This window comes from Streptomyces sp. NPDC002671, assembly GCF_053592475.1.
Window position 1 is genome coordinate 79,243 of record NZ_JBSFVU010000023.1, and the last position, 17,659, is coordinate 96,901.

Sequence of the window (17,659 nt, forward strand, 5' to 3'; positions counted from 1 at the left end):
AGTGCCCGGCCGCGCGGGCGGGGGAAACGCGCCGGGTTCGAGCAGCCCGCCCCAGTCCGCCTCCGACCGGAACCAGTCGCCGACGCCGTCAGCGGCGGGCATACTCGCGGAAGCCGCGGCCGGTCTTGCGGCCGAGGCAGCCCGCGGCCACCAGGTGCTCCAGCAGCGGGGCCGGCGCCAGGCCCGGGTCGCGGAACTCGCGGTGCAGCACCTGCTCGATGGCCAGCGAGACATCCAGGCCGACCACGTCCAGCAGCTCGAACGGGCCCATCGGGTAGCCGCCGCCGAGCCGCATCGCCGCGTCGATGTCGTCCAGTGTGGCGTAGTGCTCCTGGACCATCTTGATCGCGTTGTTGAGGTACGGGAACAGCAGCGCGTTCACGATGAAACCGGCCCGGTCGCCGCAGTCCACCGCGTGCTTGCGGATCTTCTGGCAGACCTCGCGGACCGTCGCGTGCACGTCGTCCGCCGTCAGGACGGTGCGGACCACCTCGACCAGCTTCATGGCCGGGGCCGGGTTGAAGAAGTGCATGCCGATCACGTCCTGCGGACGCGAGGTGGCACGGGCGCAGGCGACCACGGGCAGCGAGGAGGTCGTGGTGGCCAGGACCGCGCCCGGCTTGCACACCTTGTCCAGCGCCGCGAACAGCTGCTGCTTGACCGCCAGGTCCTCGGCGACCGCCTCGACCGCGAGGTCGACGTCGGCGAACGCGTCGTAGGAGCCCGCCGGGGTGATCAGGCCCAGGGTCTGGGCGGCGGCCTCGGCGGTCATCCGGCCCTTGTCGACAGAGCGCGAAAGCGACTTGCCGATACGGGCCTTGGCGGCCTCGGCCTTCTCCTGGCTGCGGGCGGCGAGGACGACCTCGTACCCGGCCTTGGCGAACACCTCGGCGATGCCCGAGGCCATGGTGCCCGAGCCGGCGACGCCGACGGAGCGGACGGCACGGCCGGCGGACTCGGTGCCGCCGGCGGCCGGGGTCAGGGCGTCCGGCACGACCGTGGCACTGCCCGGCGCCTCGTACGTGTAGAAACCACGGCCCGCCTTGCGGCCGGTCAGCCCGGCCTCGCTGAGCTGCCCCAGGATCGGCGCGGGGGCGTGCAGCCGGTCACCGGACTCGGAGTACATGGCCTCCAGGACCCTGCGCGCGGTGTCGATGCCGATCAGGTCCAGCAGTGCGAGGGGGCCCATCGGCAGGCCGCAGCCGAGCCGCATCGCCGCGTCGATGTCCTCGCGGGAGGCGTACCGGGCCTCGTACATCGCGGCGGCCTGGTTGAGGTAGCCGAACAGCAGCCCGTCCGCGACGAACCCGGGGCGGTCGCCGACCGCGACCGGCTCCTTGCCCAGCTCGATCGCCAGACCCGTGACCGCCGCGACGGCCTGCGGCGCGGTCAGCACCGAGGAGACGACCTCGACCAGCTTCATGGCCGGCGCCGGGTTGAAGAAGTGCAGGCCGAGCACGCGCTCCGGGTGGGCCGCGTCGGCCGCCAGGCGGGTCACGGACAGGGCGTTGGTGCCGGTCGCGAGGATCGTGTCGCGGCGGACGATGCCATCCAGTTCACGGAAGATCTGCTGCTTGATCTCGTACGACTCCGGGGCCACCTCGATGACGAGGTCGGCGTCGGCCGCCGCCTGCAGATCGGTGGAAGTGCGCACCCGGGCCAGGGCGTCGGCGCGCTCCTGCTCGGTCAGCCGGCCACGCTCCACGGCGCGGGCGGTGGAGGCCTCCAGCGCGGCGAGCGACTTCGCGGCCTGGGCCTCGCTGATGTCGATGCCGATCACATCGCGGCCGGCCTTCGCGAGGACCTCGGTGATGCCGGTGCCCATGGTGCCGAGGCCGACGACGGCAACGGTCTTGAGCGGGGACAGGGGGGTGTCGGACAGGGGAGTGGCCATCGCGGGACTCCAGGGAATGAGGGTGACGACGAGGAGCGCACCGGGTGCACCGAAGGAGCACCACGGGCGTGAAGAAGTGCGGGTGTTGCCGGGCTGCAAGCGCACACGCCCGGTACCGGCACCACGGGCGTGCACACGCCCGGGAGCGGCTCGAACCGACCGGCCCTGTCCCGGAGCCGGGTCGTACTGCGGTACTGATGTACCGAACCGACTGACCCCCCACTGCCTCAAGGGCGTGGGAAGTGCCCCCGACGACGGCTGCGTCACCAAACCGTCGTCAGCGGAAATGCGAGAGGGTTACTCGCTCGTATGAGCTTAACCCGCCGGTAACGAGCGCGCCAGACCTGAGTTCCACTCGAGTCTGTGACGTAGCTCCCTCAAGCGGCGCGCCCCGCCTACGCTGAGACCGTGGACGAAGAGTTGCGAGCGCTCACGGAGCGCTTACGGCAGGAGTCGCGCGGCACGGCGGCGTTCGACCGCCTGCTGGCGACCGAGGACCACGACACCCTCGCGGACCTGCTCACCGCGCCCGGACAGCCGCTGTGGGCCAGGGAGTTGGCCGCGTTCCGGCTCGGCGTCGCCGGTGACCGGCGCGCCTTCGAGGCGCTGGTGCTGCTGCTCAACCACCGCGACCCGCCCCGCTGCGCCGCCGCCGCCCACGCCCTGGCCCGCCTCGGCGATCCGCGCACGGCCCGAGCCGCCGCCGCCCTCGCCACCAACGAACTGCGCGTGGCCTACGCCCTGCACCCCGTACGGCTCCTGGTCGCCCTGCGCGCCCCGGAGTCCGTGCCCGCGCTGATCACCACCCTGGAACGGCGGCTGCACCCGCACGACCCGTACCGCCGGGTGGCCCTCGCCTGCGTGGACGGCCTCGGCGCGCTCGGCGACGAACGCGCCCGGCGCGTCCTGAACGAGGCCCTCGCCCACCCGGCGCTCGCCGAGGCCGCGGTGCACGCGCTGGCCCGGATCCCGGAGCAGAGGCGCGGCTGACCCCGGCCGGGTCAGCCGCCCAGCGCCCTGGCGTACCGCACCTCGTGCACGGGCACCCCGTCCGTCTCGAAGGACTCCTCGGCCCCGTCCGGGCTGAATCCGGCGTGCTCGTAGAAGCGTCGCGCGGGCGCGTTCTCCTTCAGGACCCACAGCAGCATGCGCGGGTACGCCGAGCACCCCGCGACCGACTCGGTGAGCAGCGCCCGCCCGATCCCGCCGCCGAGGTGCGCCGGGTCCACGTAGATCGCGTACAACTCGGCGTCGCCGGTGAGCGCTTCACCGTCCCGGTGCGGCCCGTACGCCGCCCAGCCGAGGACCTCGCCGCCCCTCCCCCAGTGCCCTAAAGGCCTGGGAGGTGCCCCCACGGCCACCAGGTTCACCACGCTGCCGTCGTTCTCCTGGAACCGTGCGCGCCGCCGCTCGGCGTCCTGCTCCACGCTGAGCGCGTCCAGGTACGACTGCGGCACCATCCCCCGGTAGGCGCTCTGCCAGCCACGGATGCGGATCTCGGAGACCCGGTCGCAGTCGGCCAGGGTCATGGCCCGGACCCGGACCGCCGAGGAGGTCATGCGGCCACCACGGCGATCGCCTCGACCTCCATGAGGAACTCCGGCGCCACCAGCCCGGCCACCTGCACGGCGGAGGCGGCCGGGAGGCGGTCGTCGGGTATGTGCGCGGCGCGGGCCGCGCGGATCGCCGGCATGCACGCCATGTCCGTGACGAAGTAGGTCAGTTTGACGACGTCGGCGAAGCCGGCGCCCGCCGCGGCCAGGCAGCGCCGCAGGTTCTCGAAGACCTGGTGGGCCTGGGCCGCCGGATCACCCTCCCCGACCAGCTTGCCGTGCTCGTCCAGGGCGAGCTGGCCGGAGACGGCGACGAAACGGCCGGTCGCGGTGACCACATGGCTGTACTGGGCCGCGGGGGCGACGCCGTCGGGGGCGGGGATCCGTGTCGGTTCGGTCATGGATCCATGGTGGACCATGGCACTGACAACGCCCCCGGCAGGCCGTCAGAAGCCTGGCACACGGCCAGGCGGACGGCCCGTCAGGCGGCCTGGAGTGCGGCCCGGCATGCGTCGCTCAGCCGCGGAAGCCGAGCAGGCCGTGCAGGGCCGAGCCGCGCGACGTCGTCGACGCCGCCTTCTTCGCGATCGGCCTCGGGTCGGGCGACTTCGGGCAGACGGCGTCGGCCTCGCCGTTGCCGTGCGGGAGCTTCCCGTCGGACAGGTAGGCCGACAGGTACCCGTCGAGGCAGGCGTTGCCGCTCAGCGTGATGCCGTGGTTGCCGCCGCCGTCCTCGACCACCAGGCTGGAGCGGGCCAGCAGCCGATGGGTCGTCACCCCGCCCAGGAACGGGGTGGCCGCGTCGTCGGTCGCCTGGAACAGCAGGGCCGGCGGCAGCTTGCCGTTGGCGATGTTCACGCGCTTCAGCGCGCCGGTCGGCCAGAACGCGCACGGCGCGTTGTACCAGGCGTTGTTCCAGGCCATGAAGGGCGCCTTCGCGTACACCCGCCAAGTGTCCGTGCGCCACCGGTTCCAGTCCCGGCGCCAGGCGGTGTCCCGGCACTGCACCGCCGCGTACACGCTGTAGCCGTTGTCGCCGGAGCCGTTCACGGCGCCGAAGTTCTCGTACACCTCCACCAGCGGCTGGGGGTCCTTGTCGTTGACGTAGGCCGCGAACGCGTCTGCGAGGTAGGGCCAGTAGCCGTTGAAGTAGCCGCCCGGGATGAAGGTGTCCTCCAGCTCGGAGGCGCCGACCTCGCCGCCGGCCGGCCGCTTGGCCAGGGCCGCCCGCATCGCGTACCACTTGGCCTCGATCTTCTCGGGGTCCTTGCCGAGCCGGAACGTCGTGTCGTACTTGGCGATCCACGCCATCAGCGCACGGTGGCGGTCGTTGAAGGCGTAGTCCTGGCCGACGTTGTCGCCGTACCAGACGCCGGTCGGGTCCACGACCGAGTCCAGCACCAGGCGGTGCACGCGCCCGGGGTACAGCTTCGCGTAGACCGCGCCGAGGTAGGTGCCGTAGGAGTAGCCGAAGTAGCTGATGCGCGGGGCGCCGAGGGCCTGGCGGACGGCGTCCATGTCCCGGACCGCGCTGACGGTGTCCATGAACGGCAGCACGTCCGCGTACTTCTTGCCGCAGGCGGCGGCGAAGGACTGGGCGCGCTTCAGGTTGGCCTGCTCCAGCGCGGGCGTGAGGGGCACGGTGTCGGGGCGGACGGGCTTGAAATGGCCCGCGGAGCAGTTGAGGGCGGGCGAGCTCTTGCCGACCCCGCGCGGGTCGAAGCCGATGACGTCGTAGCGGGTTGCCACCTTCTTGGGCAGGGTCGAGGCGACGAACCCGGCGAGCGTGAGCCCGCTGCCGCCGGGGCCGCCGGGGTTGACCAGCAGCGGACCCAGGGAGTTCTTCGCGGTGTGCGGGACGCGCGACACGGCGAGGGTGATCCGCCGGCCGTCCGGGTGCGCGTGGTCCAGCGGCACCGACAGGGACGCGCACTGGAGGGTCGGGTAGTCGATGGTGCCGCACTTCTTCCAGCCGAGCTTCGGTGCCGGGGCGGTGGCCGTCGCCCCCGCCGGGACGGCCGCGACCGAGCCCGCCAGCACCGCGGCGGCAGCGCACAGCAGGGCTGCGCGTGTTCTCATACGTTCTCCCGGGACGGAGGGTGGTGCGAACCGCGAGGGCCACGGTTCTGGCCGCATCGTCCCGGGATCGGGACCCTGAAGAACCCGATACGGCAATACTTGACCCGATTGCTTGACGCAATGGGGTCCAGGGGATGCCCTCGAACGCTCTCGGAGTGTGCGGCTCATCCCGCGTGCTGCCGCCGGACTCCACGGTGAGGTTCTCCCCGGCGCAGGACGCCTCCTCGGTGGCACTGCCGCACAGAACGGAACATCTCTTCCCCTTATCGTGCGACCGGCGTACGACCCGCGTGCGAACCCGGTGCGACCTTCGTGCGACCTTTGTGCGACCCCGATTTGGGCGGCCGGGTGCCGGGGTGGTTGGCTTTGTACAACCCCGAGCAATCAGGTCCTGGAGGAACGAATGGCGCAGGTCGAGGCCACTACAGAGCGGGTCGTCGCGGCGGACGCGGAGAAGGTGTTCGACGCCCTCGCCGATTACACCGGCACGCGCGGCAGGGTGCTGCCCGAGCAGTTCAGCGAGTACGAGGTGCGCGAGGGCGGCGACGGCGAGGGCACCCTCGTCCACTGGAAGCTCCAGGCCACCAGCAAGCGGGTGCGCGACTGCCTCCTGGAGGTCACCGAGCCCACCGACGGCGAGCTGGTCGAGAAGGACCGCAACTCCTCCATGGTCACCACCTGGCGCGTCACCCCGGCCGGCGAGGGCAGGTCCCGGGTCACCGTCACCACCACCTGGAAGGGCGCCGGCGGCATCGGCGGCTTCTTCGAGAGGACCTTCGCGCCCAAGGGCCTCGCCCGGATCTACGACGCCGTCCTCGCCAAGCTCGCTGCCGAGGTCGAGAAGTAGGCCCAAGAGCCGCCCGGTGAGGGGGCGTTGGTCCCCTTCACCGGTTCGAGTGGATCTCCCGCCCGCCCCGGGCCATGCCGTAACTCGCCGCACTTGTTCGCAGTTGTCGTCTTACGCGGGAATTGTGCAACAGGCGCGACGAGGGGAGCGGTACGTGGGCGGGACGACTCTGGTGGAGGTCACGCCGGTCGTGACACCGGCAACGGCGCAGGAGACCGTCGTACCACCGCCGCCAACCCCCGCCCCGGCCGCCGGACTCGGCCCGCGCCGGGTGCGGCTGGTCTTCTTCGGGCTCATGCTCGCGCTGCTCCTCGCGGCACTGGACCAGATGATCGTCGCCACCGCGCTGCCGAAGATCGTCGGCGAGCTGCACGGCCTGGACAAAATGTCCTGGGCGATCACCGCCTACCTGCTCACCTCCACCATCGGCCTGCCCGTCTACGGCAAACTCGGCGACCTCGTCGGCCGCAAAGGCGTCTTCCAGTTCGCGATCCTGGTCTTCGTCATCGGCTCCGCGCTCGCCGGCCGGGCCCAGAGCATGGACCAGATGATCGCCTTCCGCGCCCTCCAGGGCGTCGGCGCGGGCGGCCTCATGATCGGCGTGCAGGCCATCATCGCCGACATCGTGCCGCCCCGGGAGCGCGGCCGGTACATGGGCCTGATCGGCGCCGCCTTCGGCCTCGCCTCCGTCGCAGGCCCTCTGCTCGGCGGCTACTTCACCGACCACCTCTCCTGGCGCTGGTGCTTCTACGTCAACGTGCCCTTGGGCCTGGTCACCCTGGCCGTCGTCACCGTCGTCCTCAAACTGCCCAAGAAGCGGGCCCGCGCCCGCCTCGACGTGCTCGGCGCGCTGCTGCTGGCCGCCGCGTCCACCTGCCTGGTGCTGCTGACCAGTTGGGGCGGCACCGACTACGCCTGGGGCTCCAAGCAGATCCTCGGGCTCGGCGCGGGCGCCCTCGCCGCCACCGTCCTCTTCCTCGTCGTCGAGCGCTTCGCCGCCGAACCCCTCATCCCGCTCAGGCTGTTCAGGGACTCCGTCTTCAACATCACCGGTCTGGTCGGCCTGGTGATCGGCGTCGCCCTGTTCGGCGCCGCCAGCTATCTGCCGACCTTCCTGCAGATGGTCGACGGGGCCAGCGCCACCGGCTCCGGACTGCTGATGCTGCCCATGATGGCCGGCATCGTCGGCGCCTCGGTCCTGTGCGGACAGCTCATCAGCCGCACCGGCCGCTACAAGATCTTCCCGGTGCTCGGCTGCGCCGTCGCCACCGCCGGCATGTGGCTGCTGTCCCGGCTCGAAGCCGACACGTCCCGCCTCCAGTACAGCATCTGGATGGCCGTCCTCGGCGCCGGCATCGGCATGGTGATGCCCGTCCTGGTCCTCGCCGTGCAGAACTCCGTACGCCCCGCCGACCTCGGCACCGCCACCAGCGCCAACAACTACTTCCGCCAGATCGGCGGCAGCGTCGGCGCCGCAGTCTTCGGCACCCTCTTCTCGGGCCGCCTCACCGACGCCCTGCACCGGCAACTGCCCGCGCGCGCGGGCAGCGGGCTGCCCGACGCAGACTCCCTCACGCCGCAGCTCGTCCACGCCCTGCCCCCGGCGCTGCGCGAGGCCTACATCCGCGCCTACGCCGACGCGATGCCCCGGATCTTCCTCTACTTCGTCCCGGTGCTCGTCCTCGGCCTGCTCATCGCCTTCTTCCTCAAGGAGAAACCGCTGGTGTCCCACAACGCCCCCGCCACCGACCCGGAGACCACGCAGCTGCCGGTGAACGCCTCCGTCCCGCAGGCCCGTTCGCCGTACGCCGGCGGAATCCCCGTCTGCGGCACGGTGCAGCACCCCGACGGGACCGTGGTGCCCCGCGCGGCGCTCACCCTCATCGACGTCGCCGGACAGCAGATCGGCCGGGGCGCGAGCGGCGACGACGGACGGTACGCCCTCGCCACCCCCGGCTCCGGCTCGTACGTCCTGATCGCCGCTGCCGGCGGCCACCAGCCGCAGGCCGTCGCCGTCACCGTCGGCGAACGGCCCGTCGAACTCGACGTCGTCCTCGGCGGCGCCGGACGCCTCGCCGGCACCGTGCTCACCGCCGACGGCACGCCCGTACGGGACGCCACCGTCACCCTCACCAACGTCCACGGCGAGGTCGTCGCCGCCACCCGCAGCGGCCGTGAGGGCGGCTACGTCATCTCCGAACTGGTCGCCGGCGAGTACACCCTCGCCGCCAGCGCTCCCGCCTTCCGGCCCGCCGCCCTCCCCGTCAGCGTCCAGGCCTCCCGGGAGACCCGCCAGGACGTCGAACTCGCGGGCGGCGCCGTGCTCAAGGGCACCGTCCGCGCCGGCGGCGGACGCCCCGTGGAGGACGCGCGCGTGACCCTGCTCGACGCCGCCGGGAACGTCGTGGACACCCTCACCACCGCAGCCGACGGAACATTCCGGTTCGTGGACCTCTCCTCCGGCGAGTACACCGTCATCGCCGCCGGCTACCCGCCGGTCGCCACCGTCCTCCAGGTCGCGGGCGGCGGACGCACCGAACGGGACCTCCAACTGGGGCACGAGGACTGACCGTCCCGCCCGGGGGCACCCGTCCGGTACCGGGCCGCGTGCCGGTGTGATCACATGACGCCAATTCCAGGATTGCCCCACATCGCCACCGTCCGCCGCCGTACCGTAGTGGCGGGCGGCACAGATCGTTTGCGAACAGCTGTGGGGAGAGAGGGCCTGGCCATGGACGGTGGCAGCGAGCGGGACACCCTTCCCGGCCGCGGCGCCGGCGAGGCCGAGGCCGGACGGATTCCGCTGGCCGTGGTCGTCGTCGACCGCGACGGCCAGGTCTCCCACTGGAGCAGCGGCGCCGGGCGGCTGTTCGGCGTGAGCCGCCAGGACGCCGTAGGGCGCCCCGCCGCGGACCTGCTGCCCGTCTCCGGTGCACTCCCCGACGACACTCCGCAGCACGCCTACGCCGCCTACGACGGGCTCGGGCCCGACCTGGAGGCCTCGCTCGGCGGCCACACCGCCTACCCGACCGCGGGCCGCGCCCGCCTCTTCCCGCACCCGGACGAGCAGCCGCACCCGGACGCGGACCCGGGCCCCGCGGGCGAGGCCGCCCGCCTCGACGTGCTCTGGTGGGCCTACCCGCTCGTCGGCCCCGGACCCGCCCGGCTCCTGGTGCTCGCCGCCGACGCCACCCGGCTGCGCGACGAGCGCGGCCACGACGGCGAGACCGCCGAACGCATCTCGCCCGGCTTCGCCCGCCACACCGAACTGCCCGCCGCCGACGAACTCGAACGGCGGCTGCCCGAGATCCTCCCCAACATGGGCCCGGGACTCAGTGGCCGCATCGCCTCCCAGGTCCTCGAACTCGGTTACCCCGTCCTGGAGTTCAGCCAGTTCGACCGGGTGCCCGTCACCCCGTACTGGGGCGTGCCCCGCCGCGCCGGACGCGACCGAACCGAAGCCGTCGCACCCCGCGACCCGGCCGCCGCCGTGGTGATCCCTGCCGGTGCCGAACAGGACCTGGAGTACGCGGCCGTCCGCGAACGGCTGGAGTTCCTCAACGAGGTCAGCTCCGGCATCGGCACCTCGCTCGACCTCGGCGAGACCATCCGCGAGGTCACCAGCGCCGCCGTCCCCCGCTTCGCGGACTTCGCCGGCACCCACCTGCGCGCCGCCGTCCTCGCCGGCGAGGGCTTCCCGGACGGCCCGCCGGACGCCAGCACCGTCATGCACCGCGTCTGGGTCGAGCACAACGACGAACCCGGCCGCTGGGACGACACCGTGCCCGTCGGCGAGGCCTTCGCCTTCCCCGAACACACCCCGTTCTACCAGTGCATGGTCACCGGCGAACCCGTCCTCATCCCGAGGATCAGCGACGAACTGGGCGACCGCATCTCCGGCGAGTTCGAGAAGCGCGACCTCAGGCCGCTCATCAACGGCCGCTCCCTGCTGATCGTCCCGCTCAAGGCCCGCAACGTCGTCCTCGGCTTCATGGTGCTGCTGCGCCGCCCGGACCGCGCGCCCTTCGACGACATGGACCGCACCACCGGCGCCGAACTCGCCGCCCGCGCGGGGCTCGTCCTCGACAACGCCCGCATGTACACCTACCAGGAGAACGTCGCCGACATCCTCCAGGACAGCATGCTGCCGCAGGTCAGCCCGCGCATGGCCGGCTGCGACATCGCCACCCGCTATCTGCCCGGCACCCGGCTCGGCAGGATCGGCGGAGACTGGTTCGACACCATCAAACTGCCCGGCTCCCGCACCGCCCTCGTCGTCGGTGACGTCATGGGCCACGGCCTCAACTCCGCCGCGATGATGGGCCAGTTGCGCACCGCCGTCCAGACCATGGCCGCCATGGAGACCCCACCCGCCCAACTGCTGCGCAACCTGGACGACCTGGCCCGCCGGCTCGGCGAGAACTACCTCGCCACCTGCCTGTACGCGGTCTACGACCCGATCCGCGGCGAACTCCTCCTCGCCAACGCCGGACACATCCCGCCCGTCCTCGTCCGCGCCGAGGACGGGCGCAGCGAACTCCTCGACCTGCCCACCGGCGCCCCCATCGGCGTCGGCGGCGTCCCCTTCGAGGTCACCCGCGTCCGCGTCGCGCCCGGCGACCGGCTGGTGCTGTGCACCGACGGCCTGGTCGAGGTGCGCGGCTCCGACATCGGCGAGGGCCTCGCCGCGCTCTGCGAGTCCGCCGCACACCCCGCCGCCTCCATGGACGACGCCTGCGACACGATCATCCGCGCCCTCAACACGCGCGGCGGCCGTAAGGACGACGTCGCCCTGCTCATGGCCAGGCTCAACGGCATCCCCGACGACCACGTCGCCGAATGGCAGCTGGAGGCCGACCCGCGCGAGGTCGCACACGCCCGCCGCCTGGTCCGCGACCGACTGCTCCAGTGGAGCCTGCCGCAGACCGTGGAGACCGCCGAGCTGCTGGTCAGCGAGGTCGTCACCAACGCCGTCCGGCACGCGGGCGGCGAACCGGTCGACCTGCGCGTGGTCCGCACCGACGCCCTGCTGTTCGAGGTCACCGACGCCGAACCCGCCCTGCCCGCCATGCTCGGCGCCGGCCCCTACGACGAGTCGGGGCGCGGCCTGCGCGTGGTCAGCCGGCTGGCCCGCGAATGGGGTGCCAGTGCGAGCGGACACCGTAAGACGGTCTGGTTCGAACAGACCGTCAGATGACCCGTGCTCTCTTACCCCGCCCCCCTTGCCGAACCACCGACAGCCGCGATATCCCGATCACGGAGCCGATGTGGGGAGATCGCATGAACGTCTCGGACAACTACCGCAATGCCTGGGAGAGTTACTGGAGTGAGATCTCCGACGCCCCCGGCGAGGCGATCTGGGACTCCGACCCCTCGCTGTCCGCCGTGCCGCACAGTGAGCTGCTGCTGCCGTACGCGGACACCACGCGCACCATCGTCGACCTCGGCTGCGGCAACGGCACCCAGACCCGCTACCTGGCCACCCGGTTCGCCCGCGCCGTCGGCGTCGACCTCACGCACGCGGCCGTCGAGCACGCCCGCCGGGCCACCGCGGACGGCACCGCCGTCGAGTTCCGGCAGCTCGACCTGACCGACACGGAAGCCGTACGGGCGCTGCGCGAGCGCCTCGGCGACAGCAACGTGTACATGCGTGCCGTCATCCACCAGAGTGAACCCGCCGCACGCCCCCTGGTCGCCGCCGCCGTCGCCGACGTCATCGGCACCGAGGGGCGGGCGTTCGTCGTCGAACTCACCTCCGGCTCCCGCGAGGTGCTCCAGCGCGCCGCGTCCGGCCCCGACGGGCCCCCGCCCAAGCTGCGCCGCGTCCTCCACCACGGCCTCAAGCCCGCCGACGCCCCGGACGAGGAGGTCCCGCAGCTGCTCGCCGAGGCCGGGCTGAAGATCCTCGCCACCGGGGACACGGCACTTCCGCAGACCGAGTACATGGCCGACGGCACCCGCATCGACCTTCCGGCCCGCTGGTTCGTCCTCGCGCGCGAGTGAAACCCGGCAGGCCGACGGCATGTTCCGGTCGTAGCCCAGCTCCCCGATGGCGCGTAACGTGACGGAGCATGAAGATCCTCATCAGTGCGGACATGGAGGGTGCCACGGGTGTCACCTGGCCGGCCGACGTGCTGCCGGGGACGCCCCAGTGGGAGCGGTGCCGGTCGATGTTCACCTCCGACGTGAACGCCGCCGCCCGGGGCTTCTTCGACGGCGGCGCCGACCAGGTCCTCGTCAACGAGGCCCACTGGACCATGCGGAACCTGCTCCTGGAACGGCTCGACGAGCGCGTGGAGATGCTCACCGGGCGGCACAAGGAGCTGTCCATGGTGGAGGGCGTCCAGCACGGCGACGTGGACGGCATCGCGTTCGTCGGCTTCCACGCGGGCGCCGGCATGGAGGGCGTCCTCGCCCACACCTACCTCGCCAACCAGATCACCGGTGTGTGGCTGAACGACGTCCGCGCGAGCGAGGGGCTGCTGAACGCGCACGTCGTCGCCGAGTACGGCGTCCCGGTCGTCCTCGTCACCGGCGACGACGTGGCCTGCGAGGACGCGCTCGGCTACGCGCCCGAGGCGCTGAAGGTCGCAGTCAAGGACCATGTGTCGCGCTACGCGGCCGTCTGCCGCACCCCGGCCCGCACCGCCGCCGAAATCCGAGCCGCCGCCAAGGAGGCCGCACAGCTGGCGGTCCGTCACACACCCATGCAGGCCGGGCCGTTCACGATCGCCGTCGAGTTCGACGCCGAGCACCTGGCGTCGGCCGCGACCGTCGTGCCCGGCGTCGCGCGGATCGGGGAGCGCAAGGTGGCGTACACCAGTGCCACCATGTACGAGGGAATCCGGACGTTCAAGGCGGTCACCACGATCGTCTCGGCCGCGGTGGAGGAGCAGTATGGCTGACCGTCAGGCTCTGGAGGAGGTCGTGGAGTTCACCTCCGGCCTGATCCGGATCGACACCACCAACCGGGGCGGCGGGGACTGCCGGGAGCGGCCCGCCGCCGAGTACGCCGCCGAGCGGCTCGCCGAGGCCGGGCTGGAGCCGCTGCTGCTGGAGCGGACGCCTGGCCGCACGAACGTCGTCGCCCGGATCGGCGGCAGCGACCCGTCCGCCGACGCGCTGCTGGTCCACGGCCACCTCGACGTGGTGCCCGCTGAGGCCGCCGACTGGAGCGTGCATCCCTTCTCGGGCGAGGTCCGGGACGGTGTGGTGTGGGGGCGGGGCGCCGTCGACATGAAGAACATGGACGCGATGATCCTCGCCGTCGTCCGGTCCTGGGCCCGCCAGGAGCTCAGGCCCCGCCGCGACCTGGTCATCGCGTTCACCGCCGACGAGGAGGCGAGCGCCGAGGACGGCGCCGGATTCCTCGCCGGCCGGCATCCCGAACTGTTCGAGGGCTGCACCGAGGCCATCGGCGAGTCCGGCGCCTTCACCTTCCACGACGGCTCCGGCCGGGAGCTCTACCCCATCGCCGCCGGGGAGCGGGGCACCGCCTGGCTCAAGCTCACCGCGCGCGGCCGGGCCGGGCACGGCTCCAAGGTCAACCGGGAGAACGCGGTGACCCGGCTGGCCGCCGCGATCACCCGCATCGGCGAGTACGAGTGGCCGTTCAGGCTCACCCCGACCGTGGAGGCAGCGCTCACCGAACTCGCCGCCCTGTACCGCGTCGACGCCGACTTCACCGACGTGGGCCGGCTGCTGAAGAACCTCGGCCCGGCCGCCCGGCTGGTCGAGTCGACCGTCCGCAACAGCGCCAACCCGACCATGCTGGACGCCGGCTACAAGGTCAACGTCATCCCGGGCGAAGCGGTCGCCTTCGTGGACGGGCGCTATGTGCCGGGCGGTGAGGAGGAGTTCACCACCACCCTGGACCGGCTCACCGGACCGGACGTGGACTGGGAGTTCGCCCACCGCGAGGTCGCCCTCCAGGCCCCCCTGGACTCGCCCGTCTACGCCGCGATGCGGGCCGCCGTCGAGGAGTTCGCGCCCGAGGGGCACGTCGTGCCGTACTGCATGTCGGGCGGCACGGACGCCAAGCACTTCTCCCGGCTCGGCATCACCGGCTACGGCTTCGCCCCGCTGAAACTGCCCGAGGACCTCGACTACCAGGCGCTGTTCCACGGCGTGGACGAGCGCGTACCCGTCGAGGCGCTGCACTTCGGCGTCCGCGTCCTCGACCGCTTCCTGCGGACCGTCTAGGGGAGGGGGAGAAGGTGCGGACGTCGGCATACGGTTCGTGGCCCTCGCCCATCGACGCGGCGCTCGCCGCCGCGCACGACGGGCAGCCCGAATGGCCGGCCTTCGTCGGCGACGAGGTCTGGTGGACCGAGCCCCGCCCCGCCGAGGGCGGCCGGCGCGCGCTGGTACGGCGGCGCGTGGACGGCAGCGAGGAGCCGGTCCTGCCCGCGCCGTGGAACGTGCGCAACCGGGTGATCGAGTACGGCGGCCGGCCCTGGACCGGGGTGATGCGGGACACCGGACCCCTGGTGGTGTTCACGGACTACGCCGACCAGCGGCTGTACCGCTACGAGGCGGGCGGCGAGCCGCGGCCCCTGACCTCCGTGTCGGCGCTGGGCGGCGGACTGCGCTGGGCGGAGCCGCGGATCGACCTTGCGCGCGGCGAGGTGTGGTGCGTGCTGGAGGAGTTCACCGGCGAGGGCCCCGGCCACGTGCGACGGGTCCTGGCGGCCGTACCGCTCGACGGCTCGGCCGCCGACGACCGCAGTGCCGTACGCGAACTCACCGACGACCGGCACCGGTTCCTCACCGGCGCCCGCCTCTCGCCCGACGGCCGGCGCGCCGCCTGGCTGGCCTGGGACCATCCGCGGATGCCGTGGGACGGCACGGAACTGCTGGTCGCGGAGGTCGGGGACGACGGGACGCTCGGCATACCGCATACAGTCGCCGGTGGACCGGATGAGGCCATCGCGCAGGTCGACTGGTCGACGGACGGCAGGATCCTGTATACGAGCGACCGCAGCGGCTGGTGGAACCTGTACCGCGACGGCACACCCCTGTGCCCCCGCGAGGAGGAGTTCGGCGGGCCGCTGTGGAAACTCGGCCTGTCGTGGTTCGCACCGCTGGACAACGGTCTGATCGCGGTCGTACACGGTCGCGGGTCGACTGCACTCGGAATACTGGATACAGAATCCGGCGAGCTGGTCGACGCCGCCGGCCCCTGGACCGAGTTCGCACCCACCCTCGCCGCCCACCGCGCCCCGAGCGAGAACGGGACCGGCGCGGCCGGCGGCTCCGGCCGGGTCGTCGCCGTCGCCGCAAGCCCGCGCACCGCCTACGAAGTCGTGGAACTCGACACCGCGAGCGGCCGGGCCCGCACCATCGGCGCCCGCCACCGGGATCCCGTCGACCCGGCCTACTACCCCGAACCGCAGATCCGCACCTTCACCGGCCCGGCCGGCCGCGAGGTGCACGCCCACGTCTACCCGCCGCACAACCCCGACCGCGCCGCCCCCGACGGCGAACTGCCGCCGTACGTCGTCTGGGCGCACGGCGGCCCCACCGGCCGGGCAGCGCTCGTACTGGACCTCGCCATCGCGTACTTCACCTCGCGCGGTATCGGTGTCGCCGAGGTCAACTACGGCGGCTCCACCGGCTACGGGCGCGCCTACCGCGAGCGGCTGTGCGAGCAGTGGGGCGTGGTCGACGTCGAGGACTGCGCCGCCGTCGCCCGCGCCCTCGCCGACGAGGGCACCGCCGACCGCGCACGGCTCGCGATCCGCGGCGGCAGTGCGGGCGGCTGGACCACCGCCGCCTCCCTGACCACCACCGACGTCTACGCCTGCGGCACCATCGCCTACCCCGTCCTCGACCTCGCGACCTGGGGGCCGGGGGAGACCCACGACTTCGAGTCGCATTACCTGGAGTCACTGATCGGGCCCCTCGCCCATGGGGGTACCTCCCACGCCTTTGAGGCAGTGGGGCAGCCCGCCCGGTACGCCGAGCGCTCGCCCACCGAGCACGCCGACCGGCTCACCGCGCCCTTCCTGCTGCTCCAGGGCCTGGACGACGTCATCTGCCCGCCCGCCCAGTGCGAACGGTTCCTCGCCCGGATCGAGGGCCGGGGCGTGCCGCACGCCTACCTGACCTTCGAGGGGGAAGGGCACGGATTCCGGCGCGCGTCGACCCTGGTGCGCGCGCTGGAGGCCGAACTGTCCCTGTACGCTCAGGTGTTCGATCTCGATGTGTCCGGTGTTCCTGAGGTGGAGTTGCGCAGATGAGAGAACTGGCGCGGCCGGCCCGGCTGGCTCCCGGGGCGCGCGTGGCCGTGGTGGCCACCAGCGGGACGGTCCCCGAGGAACGGCTGCAGGCGGGGCTCGACGTGCTGCGCGGCTGGGACCTCGACCCGGTGGTCGCACCCCATGTGCTGGACCGGCACGGGGACTTCCCCTACCTCGCGGGCACGGACGCCGACCGCGCCGCCGACTTCCAGCAGGCCTGGTGCGACCGGGCGGTGGACGCGGTCCTGTGCGCCCGCGGAGGCTACGGCGTCCAGCGGATGATCGACCTGCTCGACTGGGAGGCGATGCGCGCGGCCGGCCCGAAGGTGTTCGTCGGCTTCAGCGACCTCACCGTGCTGCACGAGGCCTTCGCCACCCGCCTGGGACTCGCCACCCTGTACGGGCCGATGGCAGCGGGCATCGACTTCATCAAGAACGAGCGGGCGCAGGGGCACCTGAAGGCCACGCTCTTCGCCCCGGAAACCGTCCGCACCATCGCCTCCGGCGGCAGCGCCCTCGTCCCGGGACGGGCCCGCGGTGTCACTGTCGGCGGCGACCTGTGTCTGCTCGCCGCCGAACGCGGTGTCCCCGGTGCCCGGCCCTCGGCGCGCGGCGGGCTGCTGTGCCTGGAGGACGTGGGCGAGGTGACGTACCGGCTGGACCGCTACCTCACCCAACTCCTGCGCTCCGGCTGGCTCGAGGGGGTGCACGGGGTGCTGCTCGGCTCCTGGGCGGAGTGCGGCCCTTACGAACAGGTGCGGCCCATGCTCGTCGACCGTCTCGGCACGCTCGGCGTCCCGGTCGTCGAGGAGTTCGGGTTCGGGCACTGCGAGGGCGCGTTGACCATTCCCTTCGGTGTCATGGCCGAACTCGACGCGGATGCGGGCACGTTGATACTCGACGAGCCTGCGCTGCGCTGAGGTCCAGGCGGCCGATGCGGCCTGCTGAATCTTCGTCAAGAAACCACGCAGCCTCGTTGACCGTGGACTGACACGTGTCACAGCATGGCCCCCGGCCGGTACCTACCTACCGGTATCCGCATTGC

The 17,659-nt window shown here is 72.5% G+C and carries 13 protein-coding genes; 9 read left to right on the top strand and 4 right to left on the bottom strand.

Translation table 11 applies throughout. From position 1 onward, the window contains the following. Window positions 1-88 precede the first annotated feature (88 nt). Entirely contained in the window at window positions 89-1,894 is a 1,806-nt protein-coding gene (locus ACWD35_RS30870) for a 3-hydroxyacyl-CoA dehydrogenase family protein (protein WP_451354622.1), read from the bottom strand. Between the two features lie 408 nt (window positions 1,895-2,302). On the opposite strand from ACWD35_RS30870, the gene ACWD35_RS30875 reads away from it, so the two are divergent. Further along, on the top strand, window positions 2,303-2,884 hold the full coding sequence (locus ACWD35_RS30875; protein WP_451354623.1) for an adenylosuccinate lyase: 582 nt from the start codon (window positions 2,303-2,305) through the stop codon (window positions 2,882-2,884). 11 nt (window positions 2,885-2,895) lie between these two features. Here ACWD35_RS30875 and ACWD35_RS30880 read toward each other — a convergent pair whose 3' ends face one another. From ACWD35_RS30880 to ACWD35_RS30890, 3 genes are all read right to left on the bottom strand, one after another. Then, a complete protein-coding gene (locus ACWD35_RS30880; protein ID WP_451354624.1) occupies window positions 2,896-3,453 on the bottom strand; it encodes an N-acetyltransferase family protein in 558 nt (185 codons plus the stop codon). After that, complete coding sequence (locus ACWD35_RS30885; protein ID WP_451354625.1) at window positions 3,450-3,848, bottom strand: RidA family protein; 399 nt, start codon at window positions 3,846-3,848, stop codon at window positions 3,450-3,452. Before ACWD35_RS30885 ends, ACWD35_RS30880 begins: the two co-directional genes overlap by 4 nt. A gap of 115 nt (window positions 3,849-3,963) precedes the next feature. Beyond that, complete coding sequence (locus ACWD35_RS30890; protein WP_451354626.1) at window positions 3,964-5,526, bottom strand: alpha/beta hydrolase; 1,563 nt, start codon at window positions 5,524-5,526, stop codon at window positions 3,964-3,966. 403 nt (window positions 5,527-5,929) lie between these two features. On the opposite strand from ACWD35_RS30890, the gene ACWD35_RS30895 reads away from it, so the two are divergent. From ACWD35_RS30895 to ACWD35_RS30930, 8 genes are all read left to right on the top strand, one after another. Next, window positions 5,930-6,373, top strand: a complete 444-nt coding sequence (locus ACWD35_RS30895) for an SRPBCC family protein (protein ID WP_451354627.1) — start codon at window positions 5,930-5,932, stop codon at window positions 6,371-6,373. A gap of 154 nt (window positions 6,374-6,527) precedes the next feature. Beyond that, window positions 6,528-8,942 carry an MFS transporter gene (locus ACWD35_RS30900; RefSeq protein WP_451354628.1) on the top strand — a complete coding sequence of 805 codons (2,415 nt, stop codon included), beginning with the start codon at window positions 6,528-6,530 and terminating at the stop codon, window positions 8,940-8,942. Between the two features lie 162 nt (window positions 8,943-9,104). Then, the gene (locus tag ACWD35_RS30905) at window positions 9,105-11,570 is read left to right on the top strand and encodes a SpoIIE family protein phosphatase (RefSeq protein ID WP_451354629.1); all 2,466 of its coding nucleotides are present in this window, start codon (window positions 9,105-9,107) and stop codon (window positions 11,568-11,570) included. Window positions 11,571-11,653: 83 nt separating this feature from the next. Continuing rightward, window positions 11,654-12,376, top strand: a complete 723-nt coding sequence (locus tag ACWD35_RS30910) for a class I SAM-dependent methyltransferase (RefSeq protein WP_451354630.1) — start codon at window positions 11,654-11,656, stop codon at window positions 12,374-12,376. A gap of 68 nt (window positions 12,377-12,444) precedes the next feature. Then, a complete protein-coding gene (locus ACWD35_RS30915) occupies window positions 12,445-13,278 on the top strand; it encodes a M55 family metallopeptidase (RefSeq protein ID WP_451354631.1) in 834 nt (277 codons plus the stop codon). Further along, window positions 13,271-14,575, top strand: coding sequence for a M20/M25/M40 family metallo-hydrolase (locus ACWD35_RS30920; RefSeq protein WP_451354632.1), 1,305 nt, complete (start codon window positions 13,271-13,273; stop codon window positions 14,573-14,575). Before ACWD35_RS30915 ends, ACWD35_RS30920 begins: the two co-directional genes overlap by 8 nt. 14 nt (window positions 14,576-14,589) lie before the next feature. After that, window positions 14,590-16,614 carry a prolyl oligopeptidase family serine peptidase gene (locus ACWD35_RS30925; RefSeq protein WP_451354633.1) on the top strand — a complete coding sequence of 675 codons (2,025 nt, stop codon included), beginning with the start codon at window positions 14,590-14,592 and terminating at the stop codon, window positions 16,612-16,614. Beyond that, entirely contained in the window at window positions 16,611-17,534 is a 924-nt protein-coding gene (locus ACWD35_RS30930; protein WP_451354634.1) for a S66 peptidase family protein, read from the top strand. The genes ACWD35_RS30925 and ACWD35_RS30930 overlap by 4 nt, the downstream gene beginning before the upstream one ends. Window positions 17,535-17,659 lie beyond the last annotated feature (125 nt).